This window comes from Streptomyces camelliae (assembly GCF_027625935.1).
Lineage (GTDB): Bacteria > Actinomycetota > Actinomycetes > Streptomycetales > Streptomycetaceae > Streptomyces > Streptomyces camelliae.
Genome location: NZ_CP115300.1, coordinates 1,175,526 through 1,195,029, shown reverse-complemented (window position 1 = coordinate 1,195,029; position 19,504 = coordinate 1,175,526). Strand labels below are relative to the sequence as shown.

The window sequence follows — 19,504 nt, the reverse complement described above, 5'->3', positions numbered from 1 at the left end:
GGTGCCGAAGGCCTCGCCCGCCGGTGCCCGTGGTGTGCGCCGGAGTCCTCCGAGCAGGGTGGGTGTGTCATGCGTGCGGTGCGGATCGAGGAGTTCGGCGGGCCCGAGGTGCTGGTGCCGGTGGAGGTGCCGGACCCGGTGCCCGGTCCGGGACAGGTGCTGGTGCGGATCGCGGCGGCCGGCGTGAACCGCGCGGACGCGCTGCTGCGCGCAGGTTCCTATCACCGGGCGGGCCGGCCCCCGCTGATCCCGGGCGCGGAGGCGGCCGGCACGGTGGCCGCGCTGGGCGAGGGTGTGACCGGATTCCGTGTCGGGCAGCCGGTGATCGCGTTCGGCGGCGCCGAATCACCCGGTTACTACGCCGAGTCGGCCGCGGTCTCCGCCCGGCAGGTGGCCGCACGGCCCGACGGGCTCGACCCGGTCGAGGCGGCGACCCTGCCCATCGCCTGGCTCTCCGCCTGGTACTGCCTGCGCAGCCTGGCCAAGGTCACCGCGGGGGAGACCGTCGTGGTCAAGGCCGCGGCGAGCGGGGTCGGCACCGCGGCCGTGCAGATCGCCGCCGAGGCCGGTGCCCGGGTCGTCGCCCTCGCGGGCTCGGCCGAACGGTCCGCGTGGGCAGGGGAGTTCGGGGCCGACGTCGTCGTCGACACCTCCCGGCACACCGACGACGGGGAGGTCGAGGAGGTGCTGCGGCTGACCGGCGGGCGCGGCGCCGACGTCGTCCTCGACACCGTGGGCGGCCCGTCCCTGCGGCGGAGCCTGTGCGAGACCGCGCACGGCGGCCGGGTCGTCTCCCTCGCCAACGTGGCCCTGGCGCCGACCACCCTGGACACCCGCGACTTCTACCCCAAGAACATCGCGATCCTCGGCTTCCAGCTCACCAACCTGCAGATCCACGGCTACGATCCCCGCCCCGACCTGCGCGAACTCGCCGAGCGAGTGGCCGCGGGCCGCTACCGGGTGCCGGTCGAGACGGTACTGCCGCTGGAGCGGGCGCGGGAGGCGCACGAGCGGCTGGAGAGCCGGGGCAACCGGGGCAAGATCGTGCTCAGCGTGGCCTGAACGGCGGTGTCACGCGTCCAGCTTGTCGAGGAACGCGTGCACGTTGGCCGTAGCGCGGGCGATCTGCTCATCGACCGTCAGGCTCTCCTCGATCCGGATCCCTGACTCCGGGATCTTCCGCCCCCGCACATACAGGGAACACGCCAGGTCGGTGCACATGTACAGGCCAGCCGAGTTGCCCTCGCGGCCCGCCGGTCCCGCCTTCCGCGCGGTCATCAGCGTCACCCCGCCGCGCGGATGCGTGGTCAGGCACACCGAGCACATGCTGCGGTGCAGAAAACCGCGCTGCGCGGCCTGGAAGCGCAGGGCGACGCCCACGAGCCGGTCGCCCCGTTCGGTGACCAGATAGCTGCGGTCGGGCGCGCCCGGATCCCGCCAGCCGAGGAAGTCCAGGTCGTCCCACGGGCGTTCACCGAGATCGCGCGGGACCGCCAGCCGCTTGGCCTCACCCTTCGAGCAGTTGACGAAGGAATTGCGGATGTCCTGCTCGGTGAGCGGTCTCATGGGGGAGTCCTTCTGGATGCGTCGGGGAAATAATGGAATGTCGTCGAGCGTGCCTAGGGGGTCTAGGTTCACGGCTAGCGTACGTAGCCAAGGGGAGGGTGGGCCAATGGATTTCCGGTGCGGGCTGCCGCCGCGCGCCCGGCGGGCGCTGGACCATGTCGCGGCCGGGGTGTCCGGCCCACCGCTCGACCCCGCACTGCGCATCACCCTGAACTTCCACCCCGACCGGATCTCCGCCGGACTGCCCGTCCTGGAGGCGCTCGCCCAGGACGGCGCGTACCACTCGCAGTACGTCACGGGCACCAGCAACGGCGGCCTCACCGCGCACCCGGGCGGCGACCGCACACGCTGGGAGAGCCGGATCTTCGGGGGCGCGTACGACGACGCGCCCCCGGCCGAGCGGCCGGTGTACGGCGCACTGGACTTCCGCCACCAGGTCGTCGGCGCCGCCCCGCGCTTCGGCTCCTCGCACCTCCGGCTCACCGGGGCGGTCCTGGCGCGGGCCACCTTCTGCTATCCGGACAGCGCGGCCGAGCCCGCCGACTTCGGGGTGGCCGCGGCGATGCCGCTGATCACGCTCGCCGAGGCCGACGAGCAGGACCCGCTCAACGACTACATCGAGGGCCATGTCCACGCCGGTGTCCTGCTGGCCAGGGACGTCGAGGCACTCGTCCTCGACGCGAGCTACCGGGGCACCCCGGTCGAGACGGCGGCCCGGCGCCTGCCCCTCCCGCTCGACTGGCACCCCGGCTACCGGCTCACCGTCACCGCACTGCGCCGCCACGCCGGCTACCGGGGTCCGCAGTACGCCGACCTCGGCGCGGCCGTCGCCGAGCGCGGACTGCTCACCCCTCGCGTCCTCGGCGACGCGGCCCGCAGCGGACGCTACGCACTCCAGGACCTGAAGATGGTCTGGCACATCCTGGCTCGCTTCGGGGCACCGGAGGGCGCGGGCACGGCGCACGCGGCGACGGCGGGAACGGCGGCGGGTGACGCGACGGTGGCCGGCTCCGGGGCGGCCGGCTGACAACGTGGGCGCGCCCCCCGCGCCCCCCGCCCACCCGCAGTCAACAACGGTGGCCCGCTCCGCCCCGGCCCTGTTCCCCCTCCGGCACCCTCGCCTCCGGCGGCCACACCCCCGGCACAAGTACCCCCGACGCATAGGCGCGGGCCACCAGTTCGGTGCGGTTCGCCGCGCCCCAGCGGGCCGACAGGCGGCGCAGGTGATAGGTGACACCGTCCTTGCTGAGGCCCAGTTCGCGGGCGGCGGCGGCCGTGTCGGCGCCGCCCGCCAGCAGTGCCAGGACCTGGCCCTCGACCGGAGTGACGGGGGCCGGATCCGGCGTGGGCGGCGGCCCGCACTCGCCCCGCACCCGCAGCATCACCAGCAGGGACGGTGTCTCGTCCACGCTGTCGCTCACCGGGTCCGCCGTCAGCTCCCCGAACCGCTCCACCCCGCCGGGCGCCTGCCAGCGCACCGACACCTGGTAGCGCGAGCGGTGCCGCAGCCGCAGCGCCTCGGCGATCCGCTCCACCTGGCCGGTCTCCTGCGGGCGGAACAGCTCCAGCACGTCCCGCCCGCGCAGCCGCCCCGGCGTCGTACCGCACTCCGCGGCCATCGCGGGATTCGCCAGCACCACCTTGCCGTACACATCGCACACCGCGACCGGCACCGACACCCGGTCGAAGACCAGCAGGGCCCGGTTGCGCCAGACGACCGCGTCGGCCCGCCGCAGGTCCATGCCCACCTCCCGAGGTGTCGAGCCGCCCCCTCATCCTTGTTCATCGTTCATCCAAGACGAAGATCCAGGTCAGCGGCAAACCGCCCACACCCCGGGCCGCGACCGCGAGCCCCGGACGCGCGGCCGGCGCAAGACCCGCAACCAAGTTTTGACTGCGGAAACGTGTAGTGCCGGGGCACGGGCCCGCGCCGCAGCTCACCCACCCTGGAACGCAGTACTCCGTTACCCCGAGTACTCCGTTACCGCGAAAGGCAGTTGGCGCGCCATGCCCCCCACCGCTCCGCACTCCGACCCGGCCGGAACCCTGCCCGGCGTCCCCGTCGTCGACATCACCGCCACCGGTCCCGGCCGCACCCCGATCCAGCAGGTCATGGAGCTGATGCGCACGCACGGGCCGGTGCTGGTGCGCCGGCTGCACGGGCGGGACGTGACGTTCGTCGCCGACGCCGATCTGGTCGCGGACCTCGCCGACGAGGAGCGGTTCGCCAAGCACATCGGGCCCGCCCTGGAGAACGTGCGCGCATTCGCCGCCGACGGCCTGTTCACGGCGTACAACGACGAACCCAACTGGGCCAAGGCGCACGACATCCTGATGCCCGCCTTCGCGCTCGGCTCGATGCGCACCTACCACCCGGTCATGCTCAAGGTGGCCCGCCGGCTCATCGATGCCTGGGACCGCGCGGCCCGGGACGGGCAGGCCGTGAACGTGCCCGACGACATGACCCGCATGACCCTCGACACCATCGGACTGGCCGGGTTCGACTACGACTTCGGGTCGTTCGAGCGGGCCGAGCCGCACCCCTTCGTGGAGTCGATGGTCCGCTGCCTGGAGTGGAGCATGACCCGTCTGGCCCGCACCCCGGGCCAGGACCACTCCGCCGCCGACGCGGCCTTCCGGCAGGACGCGGACCACCTCGCCCAGGTCGTGGACGACGTCATCGCCTCCCGCGCCGGCACCGACCAGAGCGGCGCCGAGGACCTGCTCGGACTGATGCTCAGCGCCCCGCACCCCGCCGACGGCACCACCCTGGACGCGGCCAACATCCGCAACCAGGTCATCACCTTCCTGATCGCCGGCCACGAGACGACCTCCGGCGCGATGTCCTTCGCCCTGTACTACCTCGCCAAGCATCCGGCCGTGCTCCGGCTGGTGCAGCGCGAGGCCGACGCCCTGTGGGGCGACGACCCCGACCCGGAGCCGACGTACGACGAGATCGGCCGGCTCACCTACACCCGCCAGGTCCTCAACGAGGCCCTCAGGCTGTGGCCGACGGCCGCCGCCTTCACCCGCAAGGCCCGCCGGGACACCCTGCTCGGCGGCCGGATCCCGCTGCGCGCCGGACAGGCCGTGACCGTCATGGCCCCGATGCTGCACCGCCAGCCCGTGTGGGGCGACAACCCGGAGCACTTCGACCCCGAGCGGTTCACCGCCGAGGCGGAGGCAGCCCGCCCGGTGCACGCCTTCAAACCTTTCGGCACCGGTGAACGCGCCTGCATCGGACGGCAGTTCGCGCTGCACGAGGCCACCATGCTGCTCGCCATGCTGGTCCACCGCTACCGGCTGCACGACCACGCCGACTACCGGCTCCACATCAAGGAGACCCTCACCCTCAAGCCCGAGGGCTTCACCCTCACGCTCACCCCGCGCACCCCCGCCGACCGCGTCCATGCCCCGCTGCCCGGCGCCCTCCCGTCGCGGACCGAGCGGACCACGGACCCGGACACCCTGCCGGCCCGCGTCCGCCCCGGCACCGGCGCCCTGTTCCTGCACGGCAGCAACTACGGCACCTGCCGCGCCTTCGCCGCCCAGCTCGCCGACGAGGCCGCCGCCGTCGGCTGCGCCACCGAGGTCGCCGCCCTGGACGCGTACGCGGACGGACTGCCCACCGACCGCCCCGTCGTCATCACCGCCGCCTCCTACAACGGCCGCCCCACCGACGACGCCGGCGCCTTCACCGCCTGGCTGGACAGCACCCCCGACCTGACCGGCGTCACCTACGCGGTCCTCGGTGTCGGCGACCGCAACTGGGCCGCCACCTACCAGCAGGTCCCCACCCAGGTCGACGCCCGCCTCGCCGAACTCGGCGCCGTCCGGCTGACCGAGCGGGCCGCCGCCGACGGCTCCGGCGATCTCACCGGCACCGTACGGGAGTTCACCGCCCGGCTGCGCACCGCCCTGCTCACCGAGTACGGCGACCCCGACGCCACGCGGCCGACAGGGGACGAGCCCGCCCACGCCTACGAGGTCCGCATCCTCACCGGCGGCCCGCTGGACGCCCTCGCCGAACGCCACGAGCTGGTCCCGATGACGGTCACCGAGGCCTACGACCTCACCGCGCCGGACCACCCCTGCACCAAGCGGTTCCTGCGCGTCGCCCTGCCCGAGGGCGTCACCTACCGCACCGCCGACCACCTGACCGTGCTCCCCGCCCACGCCCCCGAGCTGGTGGACCGCGCGCTCGCCGCGTTCGGCCTCGACCCCGACGCCGTGCTGGACATCCGGGCCACCCGTCCGCGCCGCGACAGCCTCGCCGTGGACCGGCCGCTGACGGTACGTCAACTACTCACGCATCACGCCGAGTTGCAGGAGCGGCCGACCGCCCGACAGCTGGCCCTGCTGGCCGAGGCCAACCCCTGCCCGCCCGAGCGCGCCGCCCTCGCCGCCGTCACCGCGGACGACCCGCGCACCCTCCTGGACCTCGTCGAGGACAACCCGGCCCTGCGCGGCGCCCTCGGCTGGCCGCTCCTGCTCGACCTGCTCACGCCGCTGCGGCCCCGCCACTACTCCGTCTCCTCCTCGCCGGCCGTGGCCCCGGGCCAGGTGGACCTCATGGTCTCCGTGCTCGACGCCCCCGCCCGCTCCGGCCGGGGCCGCTACCGTGGCACCGGTTCCGGCCACCTGGCCGCCCTGAAGCCAGGCGACACCGTGTACGCCCGCGTCCAGCCCTGCCGCGAGGCCTTCCGGATCGACGGCTCGGCACCGGTCGTGATGATCGCCGCCGGCACCGGACTCGCCCCGTTCCGCGGCGCCGTGGCCGACCGGGTCACGGCCCGTGCCACGGGGGCCGAACTCCCGCCCGCGCTCCTGTACTTCGGCTGTGACGCCCCCGACGCCGACTTCCTGCACGCGGACGAACTGCGGGCCGCCGAGACCGCCGGCGCCGTCTCGCTGCGCCCCGCCTTCAGCGCCGCTCCCGAGAACGGCGCGCTGTTCGTTCAGCACCGCATCGCCGCCGAGGCCGACGAAGTCTGGGAGCTGTTGAACTCCGGCGCCCGGGTGTACGTCTGCGGCGACGGCTCCCGGATGGCTCCCGGCGTGCGCCAGGCGTTCCGTACCCTGTACCGGGAACGCTCCCACGCCGACGGGGCGGCGGCCGAGAAGTGGCTGAACTCGCTGGTGGCGGACGGGCGTTACGTCGAGGACGTGTACGCGGCCGGCTGAGCCGCGGGGGAGGGGCCCGGTGGGTGACTCAGAGGTCGCGGACGTGCAGGCCGGGGACGCGCAGGTCAGAGACTCGCAGGTCAGGGACGCGCAGGTCGAGGTCTCCGAGGAGCGGGCCCGGCGGGTCCTGGCCGCGGCGGGCCTGCCGCCGGACCAGCTGGCCGGGGTGCGCCCGCTCGGCGGCGGCACCTACAACACCGTCGAGGAGCTGCGGCTCACCGACGGCGGCCGCTACGTCCTGAAGACCGCGCCGACCGGGCCGGGGCTCCGCTACGAGTTCCGGCTCCTCGCCGCCGAGACGGAGTTCTGCCGCGCCGCCGCCGAGGCCGGCGTCCCCGCCCCGCGCGCCCTCCACACCGACGACGGTCCCGCCGTATGGCACACCCTCCAGACCCGCTGCCCCGGCACCCCCTGGGACGACTCCCTGTCGGGTGCCGAACGGGCCGCGCTGCGCCGGGAATTGGGCGCCCAGGTGGCCCGGTTGCACGAGATCACCGGACCCGCCTTCGGGTACCCGTCCGGCGCGCTCGGCCCGCTCGCCCCCGACTGGCGTACGGCGTTCACCGCGATGCTCGACGCCGTCCTGGACGACGCCCGCCGCTATGCCGCCGAACTGCCGCTCCCCGCCGACGAGGTGGCGAAGGCGCTCGCGGCCGGGTACGGCGCACTGGACGAGGTCACCGTCCCGCGCCCGGTCCACTTCGACCTGTGGCAGGGCAACATCCTGGTCCACCGCACCCCCGGCGGACCCCGCATCGGCGGACTCATCGACGGCGAGCGCATGTTCTGGGGCGACCCGGTCGCCGACTTCGTCTCCCTGGCCCTGCTGGACGACATCGAGAAGGACCGGGACTTCCTCGCCGGCTACCGGGAGGGCGGCGGCCGGGCCGTCTTCGGCCCCGCGGAGCGGATCCGATACGCCCTGTACCGCGCCTATCTGTACCTGATCATGCTGATCGAGACGGTGCCGCGGCAGGCCGGGGAGGGGCATGTCCGGTGGGTCCGGGAGACGGTCGCGCCGCAACTCGTCGCCGCGCTGGACGACATCGCCCGGCTCGCACGTGACGCATAGCGGGCGGAAGCGCTTAGCTCATAGCATGAACTAAGACGGCTGGAAAGTCGTGTTCCGGTTGCCCGAAGGCGTATGTTGCGGGTCGGGCCGGGTTCGTGAAGGGAGCGGCATGGCGGGGCGGAGCGGGCGCACGGTACGCGACCTCAGACGGGGCAACCGCACGGCCGTGCTCCAGAAGCTGTACTTCGAGGGCCCGCTGAGCCGGTTCGAGCTGGGACCCGCGACGGGCCTGAGCTCCGGCTCGGTCAGCAACGTGGTCGCCGATCTGGTCGCCGACGGCCTGGTCGAGGAGGCCGGCAGCGTCGACTCCGACGGTGGCCGGCCGCGCACCCTGCTGCGCATCGCCCCGCACAGCGGACAGATGATCGGCGTCGACGTCGGCGAGACCCGGATCCGCGTCGAGCTGTTCGACCTGACCCTGACCGAACTCGCCCGCGCAGAACGGCCGTTGACCCCGAAGGGCTACGACGTCGAGGTGATCGCCGGCCACATCCGCGACGGCATCGCCGAGGTCCTCGGCGACGAACGGGCCGCGCCCAAGCGGCTGCTCGGCGTCGGTGTCGGCGTCCCCGGCATCGTCGAGCACACCCCGGACCGGGGTGCCGTCGTCCACGGCCAGACCATCGGCTGGGACGCCGTACCGCTGGAACAGCTGCTCCGCTCGGCCTCCCGGCTCCCCGACGAGATCCCGTACTTCATCGACAACGGTGCCAAGACCCTGGGCCAGGCCGAGATGTGGTTCGGCGCGGGACGCGGCGCCCGCAACGCCGTGGTCGTGCTCTTCGGCTCCGGCGTCGGCGCCTGCCTGGTCACCCCGGAGGTGGAGCACGGGCGGGCCGTGGAGTGGGGGCATCTGACGGTACGGGTGCGCGGGCGCCGCTGCCGGTGCGGGGCGCCCGGCTGCCTGGAGGCCTACGCGGGTGCCGAGTCGCTGCTCGCCCGGTGGCGCGAGGAGGGCGGCAGGCCGCCGGAGGGCACCGACGAGGAGACCCGGCTCACCGCGATGCTCGCCGCCGCCCACCCGCCCGAGGGCACCGCGCCCGACCCGGTGGCCCTCGCCGTCCTGGAGGAGACCGCCGAGTACGTCGGCGCGGGCCTGTCCGACCTGATCAACCTCTTCCGGCCCGAGCGGATCATCGTCGGCGGCTGGGCCGGCCTCCAGCTCGGCAGCCGCTTCCTGCCCGCCGTACGCCGGCACGCGGCGACGTACGCCCTGCGCCACCCGGCCGACCGGGTCACCATCGACCTGGGCCGGCTCGGCCCCGACGCGGTGACCGTCGGCGCCGCGATCCTGCCGCTGGCCGACTTCTTCGCCGCCGGCGGCCGCCGCCCCGAACCGGTCCCCGAGGACCCCGTGCCGGCCTGGCGCGCCGCCCTGCGGGAGCGCACGCCCTGACAGCGCGGGTGCGTGCGGCCCTGACCTCGCCGGTACCCGCCGCCATGACCTCATGAGTAATCGACCCGTGCGCGGGATCCCGGGAGTATCGGTGACGTCAGCGCGACCGAGCAGCGTCGCACCTGGTCCGGACAGCCGAGGAGGCACCCATGCCGTACTTCGAGAGCCCCGTCGACGGTACCCGCCTGCACTACATCGACCACGGCCCCGCGACGGGCCCCGTCGCCGTCTTCGTCGCCAGCGCCTATCTCGGCCACGACATGTGGGAGTACCAGACCCTGCCGCTCGCGGAGGCCGGCTTCCGCTGCGTGGCGCTGGACCGGCGGGGCCACGGTCGCTCCGACGACACCTGGTCCGGCTACGACCTCGACACCCTCGCCGACGACCTGTACGGCCTGCTCGACCACCTCGACCTCAGCGGGGTCACCCTCGTCGGGCACTCCGTCGGCACCGCCGAGGTGATCCGCTGCGTGACCCGGCACGGCACCGTACGCGTGGACCGCGTCGCCCTGGTCGCCGGGGTCAGCCCGGGGATCGTCCGCTCGCCGAACGTCCCGGAGGGCATCGACCCGGCCCTCGTGCGCGCCGACGAGGAGTCCTTCCGGAGTGACCGTGCCGCCTGGTTCGCCCGTTTCGCGGACGACTTCTTCGCGGTCCAGTTCCCCGAGAACCAGGTCTCCCCGGACTACGTCCGCTACCTCATCGACCTGTGCCTGTCCGCCGGGCCCCGCGCCGCCACCGGGATCCGGGCCGCCGTCGCCGAGCTGGACATCGCCGACGAGCTGCCCGGCCTGGACCTCCCGGTGCTGGTCCTGCACGGCACCCACGACACCTCGGCGCCGCTGGCCCTCACCGGGGAGCGGGTGGCCCGGCTGGTGCCGGACGGCACCCTGAAGGTGTACGAGCACGGCGGCCACGGCATGTTCGTCACGCATGCCGCCCGGCTCACCGCCGACCTGCGGGACTTCATCGAGGCCGGCGCCGTACGGACCGCCGAGCTCGCCGGATCGGACACGGCCGGACGGTGACGCAGGTCACGTACCCTCTCGGAACACCCATGGGTGGTTGCCCGTTGAACAAACCGTGGGTGTGGAGGGGACAGTGTCCCCGGGCCTCACCATCCGCCCACAGGGACGATCGTTCGGCTGAAGCCCTGTGGAGCCTTTCGCCGAGAGGCGACCGCCCTCCGCCCGACCGCCCCGGTCGTGATTCCCCCGTCACGGCCGGGGCTTTCCCCTGCCTCACGCACTCGCCGCGCGGGCCGGGACCCGGCCCGCCCGGGTCCAGTCCAGCAGCTCCTCGGCCGACCAGGTGGTCACCACCCGCTCGGCGGGCACCCCGCACTCCTCGGCCCGGGCGCAGCCGAGGATCTGCCAGTCCAGCTGGCCCGGCGCGTGCGCGTCGGTGTCCACCGAGAACAGCACCCCCGCGGCCACGGCCCGGCGCAGCAGCCGCCGGGGCGGGTCCAGCCGCTCGGGCCTGCTGTTGATCTCCACGGCCGTACCGGACTCGGCGCACGCGGCGAACACCGCGTCCGCGTCGAACTCCGACTCCGGCCGCCCCCGCCCCGTGACCAGGCGCCCCGTACAGTGCCCGAGCACATCCGCGTGCGGATCGCGTACGGCGGCGACCAGCCGCCGGGTCATCGAGCGGGCGTCCATCCGCAGCTTGGAGTGCACGGACACCACGACCACGTCCAGCCGGTCCAGCAGCTCGGGCTCCTGGTCCAGCGAGCCGTCCTCCAGGATGTCGCACTCGATGCCGGTGAGCAGCCGGAACGGTGCCCAGCGCGCGTTCAGCCCCGCCACCACCTCCAGCTGCTCGCGCAGCCGCTGCGGCGACAGGCCACGGGCCACGGTCAGCCGCGGTGAGTGATCGGTCAGGGCGGTCCACTCGTGCCCGAGCGCGGCCGCCGCCCGCCCCATCTCCTCGATGGGGCTGCCCCCGTCGGACCAGTCCGAGTGGGTGTGGCAGTCCCCACGGATGAGGGCCCGCAGCCCGGCCCCGGCGCCCTCGGCGGGCCCGCCCCCGCTCTCCTCCTCCAGCTTGCGCAGATAACCGGGCACCTCCCCGGCCAGCGCCTCCCGCACCACCTGCGCGGTCTTCGGCCCGACCCCCTTCAGCGCCTCCAGCGTTCCCGCCGCGGCCCGCTCGGCGACCTCGCCCGCAGGCAGCGCGGCCAGCGTGCGGGCGGCCGTACGGAAGGCTTTCACCCGGTAGGAGGGCGCGAGCGACCGCTCCAGCAGGAAGGCGATCCGGTCGAGGGCGGCGACGGGTTCCATGCACCCAGGGTGGACCAGGGGGCCGAAAGGAGCGCGAGGAACGGCACGGTTCTAGGCTCTATTCCATGACCGAACAAGGAGTGCCCCACATCTCCCATCCACGGGTCCTGGTGCTCGGCGTATGTCCGGGCAAACCGGGCGAGCCCCCCTTCCGGATCATGGAGATCGACGGTCAGGTGATCGGTGAGGCCAGGAACGTCACCGACGTACTGGAGACCGCCGCCTCGTACGGCATCACCATCCACGACCTGGACGACCCGGACATGGTCCGCTGGGTGGGCGGGGGCAAGTACACCTGGAAGCTGCACTGAGCCACCGAGCGTCAATACCCTGCCCCGGGTAAGGAATTCACTTGATCGGCGTCAGCGCGCTCCCATGCGGTTAAAGAATCGGCCTGGGGGCGGTGAGAGTTTCCTTGAAAGGGAGCTTCACCGGCGGTGCGGACGTCTTCGGTGACGAAGACTGCTGCGCATGGCCACGAACGTCCTCGACGCAGCCGCCCCCACCGGTGCCGTCCGCCGCCCGCCCTGGCGATCACCCCACGGCGAGCCCGCATACGCCCGCCCTGTGCTGCTGGTCCTCGTCGTGCTCGCCGCTGTGCTCTTCACCTGGGGCATCGACCGCAGCACGTACCACACGTTCTACGCGAGCGCGGTCCGCAGCATGACGCAGAGCTGGAAGGCCTTCTTCTACGGCTCTTTCGACCCCGGGAATTCCATCACGCTCGACAAATTGCCGGGATTCCTGTGGCCGCAAGCGCTCTCTGCGCGGATCTTCGGATTCCATCCGTGGTCGGTGACCCTTCCCCAGGTCCTGGAAGGGGTGGCGAGCCTGCTGGTGCTGTACCGCCTGGTGCGCCGCTGGGCCGGGGTGCACGCGGCGCTCATCGCCGGCGCGGCCTTCCTGGTGACGCCCGTCGCGATCGGGCTGTTCCGCACCTCGGTCGAGGACCCCATGTTCACGCTGTGCCTGCTGCTGGCGGCCGAGGCCACCCAGCGGGCCGCCCGGGACGGCCGGCTGCGCCCGCTGGTCATGGCCGGTGTGTGGATCGGCGTCGGCTTCCAGGCCAAGATGCTGGAGGCGTGGGTCGTCCTGCCCGCGCTCGCGCTGGTCCATCTGCTCTCCGCACCGCTCCCGCTGCGCCGCCGGCTGGCGCACCTCGGCGTCTCCGCCCTGGTGATGACCGCCGTGTCGGCGTCCTGGATGGTCGCCGTCACCCTCACTCCGGCCCAGAACCGGCCCTATGTGGATGGCACCACCAACAACTCGGCGTTCAGCATGGTGGTCGGCTACAACTTCCTGACCCGTTTCTCCTCGCTCGGCATCGACGCGGCTTCCACGGGCAGCGTCAGCAGCCAGTTCGGCGGAGGCGGTCACGGCGGCGCCGGTACGTACGACGGTCACCGCGCCCTCGGCACGGGCGGTGCGCAGGGCGCCGGGGCGGCCCGGGACCCGCGCGGCTCGACGAGCGCGGGGGCAGCGGCTGCTGAGCCCACGGCCGCCGGGGCGAGTGCCAGGTCCCAGGCGGCCGGCGGGCCCGGCGACGGCCAGGACGGCTGGGGGAAGATGTTCGACACGCCGCTCGCCTCCCAGACCGGCTGGTTCTACCCGATAGCCGCGATCGCCGCGGTGTGCGGACTGCTGTGGTCCCGGGGCCGGCCGCGCACCGACCGGCTGCGCGCCGGGTACGTGCTGTGGAGCAGCTGGCTCGCCCTGTACTTCCTGGTATTCAGCGCGGGCAGTGTCGCCGGGCACACGTACTACATGGGTGTGATCGCGGTGCCGCTCGCCGCGCTCACCGGCGCCGGGACCGTGTTGATGTGGCGCGCCCACCGGGCCGGCGGGCCGCGCGCCTGGGCCCTGCCGGGCGCGGTGGCGGCGACGGCGGTCTGGGCCGCGTACCTGGCCGGCCAGTTCCCGTCGTTCGTGCCGTGGCTGCCGCCCACCGTGGCCGTGCTCGGCCTCGCCGGGCCGGCGCTGCTGTTCGTGGCCCGGCCCGGGCGGCCGCGCGCCGGCGGCCGGCTCGCGCTCGCCGGTCTCGCCGCCTGTCTGGCCGCCCTGCTCATCGCGCCGAGCGCCTGGGCGGTGCAGGTCTTCGCTCCGTCGTACCGCACCAACGTCATGGGCTCGGTCGGCCCGAACGGCGTGCCCCGCAGCCATGGCACGACGGGCCCCGGGGTTGCACGGCCCGGGCGGACGGCATGGGCCGGCGAAGCGGGGTTCGGGCGGGGGATCAGCGGCGGCACACGCGGCATGAGCCGGGGCGGCTCCGCCCGGGGCGGATTCGGGGGCGGTTTCGGCAGCACCGCGACGGGCGGCGGACTGAGCGTGGCCCAGAACCGGCTGCTCGCCTACACCCGCGCGCACCAGGGCTCCGCCGCCTATGTGTTCGCCACCACCGGCTGGAGCTCGGCGGCGCCGTACATCCTGGCGGCCGGCGCTCACGTCCTGCCGATCGGCGGCTTCAGCGGCCGGGTGCCGTTCCCGACCGAGGACCGGTTCCAGCAGCTGGTCGCCACCGGCAAGGTGCGCTACGTGCTGCTGAGCGGTGGCCGGGGCACGAGCCTCACGGCCGGCGGCACCAGGAGGGCGGCCGACGGCACGCGGACGCCGGGCGGCGCCACCGGGACGGCACCGGCCGGCACCGGGCAGACCGCCGCCGCGCAGATCACCGGCTGGGTGCGGGCCACCTGTGCCAGGGTGCCGGCCTCGGCCTACGGCGGCACGGACTTCGCCGCCGGGGGCTCGTCCCTGCCGGGGCTCGCCGGGGCCATGGCCGGCACGGAGGTCCTCTACCGGTGCGGACCGGCCCAGTAGCATGAACGCGGCAGCCGGTGCCGGTCATGCGAGGAGCGGATCGTGCGAGACATCGCCGTCTTCAGCGGCAGTGCCCATCCCGAACTGGCCCAGGAGGTCTGCGCCCACCTCGGCGTGCCGCTGAGCCCGACCCGGGTCAGCCGGTTCGCCAACGACTGCCTGGAGGTGCAGCTTCAGGCCAACTGCCGGGAACGGGACGTGTTCCTGCTCCAGCCACTGGTCCGGCCGGTGCAGGAACACCTGGTGGAGCTGCTGCTGATGTGCGACGCCGCCCGGGGTGCCTCGGCGGCCCGGATCACGGTCGTGATGCCGCACTACTCCTACGCCCGCTCGGACAAGAAGGACGCGCCGCGCATCTCCCTCGGCGGGCGCCTGGTCGCCGATCTGCTGGTGGCGGCCGGCGCCCGCCGGGTCCTCGCGATGACCCTGCACGCCCCGCAGGTGCACGGCTTCTTCTCGGTGCCGGTGGACCATCTGCACGCGCTGCGCGAACTGGCCGCGCACTTCCGGCAGTACGACCTGACGCGCACCACGGTGGTCTCGCCCGACCTCGGCAACGCCAAGCAGGCCGCCGCCTTCGCCCGGCTGATCGGGGCCCAGGTGGCGGCCGGCGCCAAACAGCGGTACGCGGACGACCGGGTGACCATCAGCTCCGTCATCGGCGACGTCGCCGGCCGGGACGTCATCGTGCTGGACGACGAGATCGCCAAGGGCAGCACGGTGCTCGAACTCCTCGACAGACTCCGGGAGTCGTCGCCCCGCTCGATCCGGGTGGCGTGCACGCACGGTGTGTTCGCGGCCGGTGCCGTCAAGCGGCTGAGCGAGCAGCCGGACGTGCTGGAGATCGTCTGCACCAACACCGTGCCGGTGCCGGCGGACGAACACACGGACAAACTCCGGGTGCTGTCCATCGCCCCCGCCCTGGCCGAAGCGGTACGGCGCATTCACGACGGCGAGTCGGTGAGCGCCCTGTTCGAGCAGTCGTAGCGGCCCCGGAGGGGACCGGGAGCCTACAGCGAGCCGGACGCGGCCTCGGAGCGGGCCAGGGCCGCGTCCAGACTGGGGTGGGCGGGCAGCAGCCGGGACAGCCCGGTGACCTTCAGGACGCGCAGGGTCAGCGGATGCGTGCACACCAGGAACACCCGTCCGCCGCCGTCCTGCACCCGGACGCGGGCCCGCTGCAGCAGCCGCAGCCCCGAGCAGTCGAAGAACTCCACCGGGCGCAGGTCGATCACCACCCGGGCGCCGGGCCGGCCGGTGAACCGGTCGAGCAGCGGGCCGATCTCCGTGGCCGAGACCAGGTCGATCTCGCCGCGCAGCTCCAGCACCGTGTGCGCCCGGTGTTCGTAGACGCGCAGATGGCGGTGGAAGGGTGCACGCTCGTCCCGCACGGCCGCTTCACCTCCCACCCACGCCCGGCCACGGGGTCAGTCCCCGATCGCCAAGTTACCCTCGATGAAAGGAATTTGAGCATGTTCGATTGACATATGTCGTCGAGTTTCGCGCGTGTCGGTCAACTGCCCGGCGACCATTGCTCAGTCGACCAGCAGCACCAGCTTCCCCGCCGTCCGGCCGGTCTCGCCCAGCGCGTGCGCCTTCGCCGCGTCGGCCAGCGGAAACGTCCCGGCGATCGCCGCCGTCAGCTTTCCCGACTCCGCCAGCCCCGCGATCGCCTCCATGCCGGCCCGGTCGGCGTCCACCAGCATGCGCACGGCCCGTACCCCGCGCCGCTCGGCCTCGTCGGGGAACTCCGAGGAGCCGACGGGCAGGATCGACACGACGACCCCGCCGGGCCGCAGCACCTTCAACGACTGTACGGACGTGTCCCCGCCGAGCGTGTCCAGGACGACGTCCACGTCCCGCACCGCCTCGGTGACGTCGGTCGTCCGGTAGTCGACCGGCTCGTCCACGCCGATCTCGCGCAGGAAGCCGTGCTTGCCCGCGCTCGCCGTGCCGATCACATACGCGCCACGCGCCTTGGCGATCTGCACGGCCACATGCCCGACCCCGCCCGCCGCCGCATGGATCAGCACCCGCTGCCCCGGCCGGACGTCCGCGTGCTCGGTCAGCGCCTGCCAGGCGGTCAGCGACACCAGCGGCAGTGCGCCCGCCTGGGTGTGGTCGAGGGAGGCCGGCTTGTGCGTGAGGGCACGCACCGGGGCGATCACGTACTCCGCGTGCGAGCCGGCCCCGTACGGGTAGGGCAGCATGCCGAAGACCTCGTCGCCGGGCCGGAAGGCGGCCACGCCGATCCCGGTCTCGGCGACCTCCCCGGAGACGTCCCAGCCGAGGACGAACGGCGGCTCGCCCAGGAAGACCCCCAGGGCCCGGTGCTTCCAGTCCGTGGGGTTGACCCCGGCGGCCCGCACCCGGACCAGCACCTGGTTCGGCCCCGGCTTCGGCCGCTCCACCCGTACTTCCTTCAGCACCTCGGGACCGCCGAGGACGTCCTGGCTGATGGCTCGCATCGTGTTCACATCGTTCATGGTCAACCAGCCTGCCCGGGTTCGCGCGACAGGAAAATGGCATGATGGCCACCTTTCGATAAGATCCTGCCATGCCTGATCTGCTCCCGCGCACCCGCCGCCCCGAGCGGGTCGTCGTCCTCGCGCTGGACGGCGTCTACCCCTTCGAACTGGGCATCCCCAGCCGGATCCTCGGCGCCGCCGACGGCCACTACGAGGTGCTCACCTGCTCGGTCGACGGCCTGCCCGTGCGCAGCAGCGCCGACTTCACCATCGGCGTCGAGCACGGCCCGGAGATCCTGGACACGGCGGACACGGTGGTCGTCACCTCGATGCCGCCGGCGTACATCCCCGACGAACTGCCCGACGAGGTCGCCGCGGCGCTCGCCCGCATCCGCCCGGACGCCCGGATCGTCTCCATCTGCACGGCCGCGTTCGTCCTCGCCCAGGCCGGCCTGCTCGACGGCCGCAAGGCCACCACCCACTGGCACTGTGCCGAGCCGTTCCGGCGCCGCTTCCCGCAGGTGGACCTCGACCCGGACGTGCTCTTCGTCGCCGACGGCCGCATCCTCACCTCGGCCGGAGCCGCCGCCGGCGTCGACGTCTGCCTGCACATCGTGCGCACCGACCACGGCAGCGAGCTGGCCAACTTCGTCGCCCGCTGCTGTGTCGTCCCGCCGTTCCGGGACGGCGGCCAGGCCCAGTACATCGAGCAGCCCGTCCCGGAGAGCGGCGCGGCGAGCACGGCCGGGACCCGGCTGTGGGCCCTGGAGCGCCTGGGCGAGCCGCTCACCCTGGCCGACCTCGCCGGCCACGCCCGGATGAGCCTGCGCACCTTCGCCCGCCGCTTCAGTGACGAGGTCGGCCTCAGCCCCGGCCGCTGGCTGATCCAGCAGCGCGTCGCCCGGGCCCGGCATCTGCTGGAGTCCAGCGACCTTCCGGTGGACCGGATCGCCGCCGAGGTCGGCTTCGCCACCGGCGCCTCGCTGCGCCAGCACCTCCACGCGGCCATCGGGGTGTCCCCGCAGGCCTACCGCAGAACGTTCCAGCAGGCCCGCTGAGCCGCCCCGAGGTCACCCGGCCGCGTACACCCGCTCCCCGCCCACATAGGTGAGCGCCACGCCCGTCTGCGTGATCTCCTCCGGCGGACCGGCGAACGGATCCCGGTCCAGCACCACCAGGTCGGCCAGCGCCCCGACGGCCACCCGGCCGGTGTCGTCCAGATGGTTCACGTACGCCGACCCAGCCGTGTACGCCGTCAGCGCGTCCGCGAGGCCGAGCCGTTCCCCGGGCAGGAACACCGGTCCACCGCCGCCCGGTTCCACCCGGTTGACCGCGACATGGATGCCCTGGAGCGGATCGGGGCTGCTCACCGGCCAGTCGCTGCCCGCCGCGAGCCGTGCCCCGGATCGCAGCAGTGCCCCGAAGGGGTACTGCCAGGAAGCCCGTTCGGCCCCGAGGAAGGGGATCGTCAGCTCGTCCATCTGCGGTTCGTGCGCGGCCCACAGCGGCTGGATGTTGGCGGTCGCGCCGAGCCGTGCGAACCGGGGCACGTCGTCCGGGTGTACGACCTGGAGGTGTGCGAGATGCGGCCGGGTGTCACTCGGCCCGTTCGCGGCGCGCGCCGCCTCGACGGCGTCCAGTGCGTCGCGTACGGCCCGGTCGCCGAGGGCGTGGAAGTGGCACTGGAAGCCGAGTGCGTCCAGCTCCGTGACGTACTTCGGCAGTCGGCCGGGGTCGATGAAGCTCTTGCCGCGGTTGGCGGTGGCGCAGCCGCACGTGTCCAGATAGGGGTCGAGCAGGGCGGCCGTACCGTTCTCGGCGACCCCGTCCAGCATCAGCTTCACCGAGCCCGCCCGGAACCGGCCGTGGCTGAACTCCCGCCGTTTCTCCACTAGTTCGGGGATCTGCTCGGCGCCACGCTCCCGGTCCCACCACAGCGCGCCCACCACCCGCGCGGTGAGCGTCCCTGCCCGGGCGGCCGTGCGGTACGCCTCGGCCGGGTCGTCCATACCGAGGAAGTCCCCGACCAGCGCGTCCTGCCACGCGGTGATGCCGAGCGCGTGCAGATGCCGCTGGGCGTGCAGCAGCGCCCCCAGCCGGTCGGCCGCGGTCGCGGGCGGGGCCAGCCGGCCGACCAGCTGCATCGCGCCCTCCTGGAGAGTGCCGCCCGGCTCCCCGGAGGCGTCCCGCTCGATCCGCCCGTCGGCCGGGTCGGGCGTGTCCCGGCCGATGCCCGCCAGCTCAAGCGCCCGGCTGTTCACCCAGGCGCCGTGATGGTCCCGGTTGGGCAGATACACCGGCCGGTCCGGTACGGCCGCGTCGAGCAGCTCCTTGGTCGGTGTACCGCCCGCGAACGCCTCCATCGACCAGCCGCCGCCGAGGATCCACGCACGGTCCGGATGGGCGTCGGCATAGGCGCGTACGGCGGCCACGGACTCCTCTGCCGTCCGCGCGCCCGTCAGATCGCACTGGCTCAGCTCCAGCCCGGCCGGCACGGGATGGACGTGCGCGTCCTGGAAGCCGGGCAGCAGCAGCCGCCCGGCGAGGTCCACCACCTCGGTGCGGGGCCCGGCGAGTTCGCGCACCTCGTCGTGCCCGACGGCGGTGATCCGGTCACCGGTGACGGCCACGGCACTCGCCGTACGGCCCTCGGGGGTGAGGACGGGACCGCCGGTGAAGAGGAGATCAGCGTGCATGATGCCTTTCCTGAAGTGGTCTG

The 19,504-nt window shown here is 73.6% G+C and carries 16 protein-coding genes; 10 read left to right on the top strand and 6 right to left on the bottom strand.

Annotation, left to right across the window (positions count from 1 at the left end):
- Positions 1 to 69: 69 nt before the first annotated feature.
- Positions 70 to 1,062, top strand: coding sequence for a quinone oxidoreductase family protein (locus O1G22_RS05625; protein ID WP_270080272.1), 993 nt, complete (start codon positions 70 to 72; stop codon positions 1,060 to 1,062).
- Positions 1,063 to 1,071: 9 nt separating this feature from the next.
- On the opposite strand, the gene O1G22_RS05620 is transcribed toward O1G22_RS05625, so the two are convergent.
- Positions 1,072 to 1,566 (bottom strand): FBP domain-containing protein, encoded by a 495-nt coding sequence (locus O1G22_RS05620; protein ID WP_270080271.1) that lies wholly within the window; start codon positions 1,564 to 1,566, stop codon positions 1,072 to 1,074.
- Between the two features lie 106 nt (positions 1,567 to 1,672).
- On the opposite strand from O1G22_RS05620, the gene O1G22_RS05615 reads away from it, so the two are divergent.
- Positions 1,673 to 2,593, top strand: coding sequence for a DUF3626 domain-containing protein (locus O1G22_RS05615; protein WP_270080270.1), 921 nt, complete (start codon positions 1,673 to 1,675; stop codon positions 2,591 to 2,593).
- 40 nt (positions 2,594 to 2,633) lie between these two features.
- Here O1G22_RS05615 and O1G22_RS05610 read toward each other — a convergent pair whose 3' ends face one another.
- Positions 2,634 to 3,308, bottom strand: coding sequence for a PAS domain-containing protein (locus O1G22_RS05610; RefSeq protein WP_270080269.1), 675 nt, complete (start codon positions 3,306 to 3,308; stop codon positions 2,634 to 2,636).
- Between the two features lie 265 nt (positions 3,309 to 3,573).
- Here O1G22_RS05610 and O1G22_RS05605 point away from each other — a divergent pair, with 265 nt between their 5' ends.
- The 4 genes from O1G22_RS05605 (at position 3,574) to O1G22_RS05590 (ending at position 10,246) form a co-directional block, all read left to right on the top strand.
- Positions 3,574 to 6,750: a cytochrome P450 gene (locus tag O1G22_RS05605; RefSeq protein ID WP_270080268.1), complete on the top strand. Its 3,177-nt coding sequence runs from the start codon at positions 3,574 to 3,576 to the stop codon at positions 6,748 to 6,750.
- Positions 6,751 to 6,877: 127 nt separating this feature from the next.
- On the top strand, positions 6,878 to 7,822 hold the full coding sequence (locus tag O1G22_RS05600; protein WP_270086341.1) for a phosphotransferase family protein: 945 nt from the start codon (positions 6,878 to 6,880) through the stop codon (positions 7,820 to 7,822).
- Positions 7,823 to 7,931: 109 nt separating this feature from the next.
- On the top strand, positions 7,932 to 9,218 hold the full coding sequence (locus O1G22_RS05595; protein WP_270080267.1) for an ROK family transcriptional regulator: 1,287 nt from the start codon (positions 7,932 to 7,934) through the stop codon (positions 9,216 to 9,218).
- Positions 9,219 to 9,367: 149 nt separating this feature from the next.
- Positions 9,368 to 10,246: an alpha/beta fold hydrolase gene (locus O1G22_RS05590; RefSeq protein ID WP_270080266.1), complete on the top strand. Its 879-nt coding sequence runs from the start codon at positions 9,368 to 9,370 to the stop codon at positions 10,244 to 10,246.
- A gap of 213 nt (positions 10,247 to 10,459) precedes the next feature.
- Here the strand turns inward: O1G22_RS05590 and O1G22_RS05585 are convergent, their stop codons facing one another.
- The gene (locus O1G22_RS05585; RefSeq protein ID WP_270080265.1) at positions 10,460 to 11,500 is read right to left on the bottom strand and encodes a PHP domain-containing protein; all 1,041 of its coding nucleotides are present in this window, start codon (positions 11,498 to 11,500) and stop codon (positions 10,460 to 10,462) included.
- Positions 11,501 to 11,565: 65 nt separating this feature from the next.
- On the opposite strand from O1G22_RS05585, the gene O1G22_RS05580 reads away from it, so the two are divergent.
- The 3 genes from O1G22_RS05580 to O1G22_RS05570 all read left to right on the top strand — a co-directional run bounded on the left by O1G22_RS05580 (position 11,566) and on the right by O1G22_RS05570 (position 15,304).
- A complete protein-coding gene (locus O1G22_RS05580; RefSeq protein ID WP_270080264.1) occupies positions 11,566 to 11,811 on the top strand; it encodes a hypothetical protein in 246 nt (81 codons plus the stop codon).
- Between the two features lie 160 nt (positions 11,812 to 11,971).
- Positions 11,972 to 14,317 carry an ArnT family glycosyltransferase gene (locus O1G22_RS05575; protein ID WP_270080263.1) on the top strand — a complete coding sequence of 782 codons (2,346 nt, stop codon included), beginning with the start codon at positions 11,972 to 11,974 and terminating at the stop codon, positions 14,315 to 14,317.
- 42 nt (positions 14,318 to 14,359) lie between these two features.
- Positions 14,360 to 15,304 carry a ribose-phosphate diphosphokinase gene (locus O1G22_RS05570; protein ID WP_270080262.1) on the top strand — a complete coding sequence of 315 codons (945 nt, stop codon included), beginning with the start codon at positions 14,360 to 14,362 and terminating at the stop codon, positions 15,302 to 15,304.
- Positions 15,305 to 15,327: 23 nt separating this feature from the next.
- Here O1G22_RS05570 and O1G22_RS05565 read toward each other — a convergent pair whose 3' ends face one another.
- Positions 15,328 to 15,708, bottom strand: coding sequence for an anti-sigma factor antagonist (locus O1G22_RS05565; protein WP_270080261.1), 381 nt, complete (start codon positions 15,706 to 15,708; stop codon positions 15,328 to 15,330).
- Positions 15,709 to 15,852: 144 nt separating this feature from the next.
- On the bottom strand, positions 15,853 to 16,803 hold the full coding sequence (locus O1G22_RS05560) for an NADP-dependent oxidoreductase (protein WP_270080260.1): 951 nt from the start codon (positions 16,801 to 16,803) through the stop codon (positions 15,853 to 15,855).
- Positions 16,804 to 16,874: 71 nt separating this feature from the next.
- On the opposite strand from O1G22_RS05560, the gene O1G22_RS05555 reads away from it, so the two are divergent.
- On the top strand, positions 16,875 to 17,843 hold the full coding sequence (locus O1G22_RS05555) for a GlxA family transcriptional regulator (RefSeq protein WP_270080259.1): 969 nt from the start codon (positions 16,875 to 16,877) through the stop codon (positions 17,841 to 17,843).
- 12 nt (positions 17,844 to 17,855) lie between these two features.
- Here O1G22_RS05555 and O1G22_RS05550 read toward each other — a convergent pair whose 3' ends face one another.
- Complete coding sequence (locus O1G22_RS05550) at positions 17,856 to 19,481, bottom strand: amidohydrolase (protein WP_270080258.1); 1,626 nt, start codon at positions 19,479 to 19,481, stop codon at positions 17,856 to 17,858.
- Between the last annotated feature and the right edge of the window lie 23 nt (positions 19,482 to 19,504).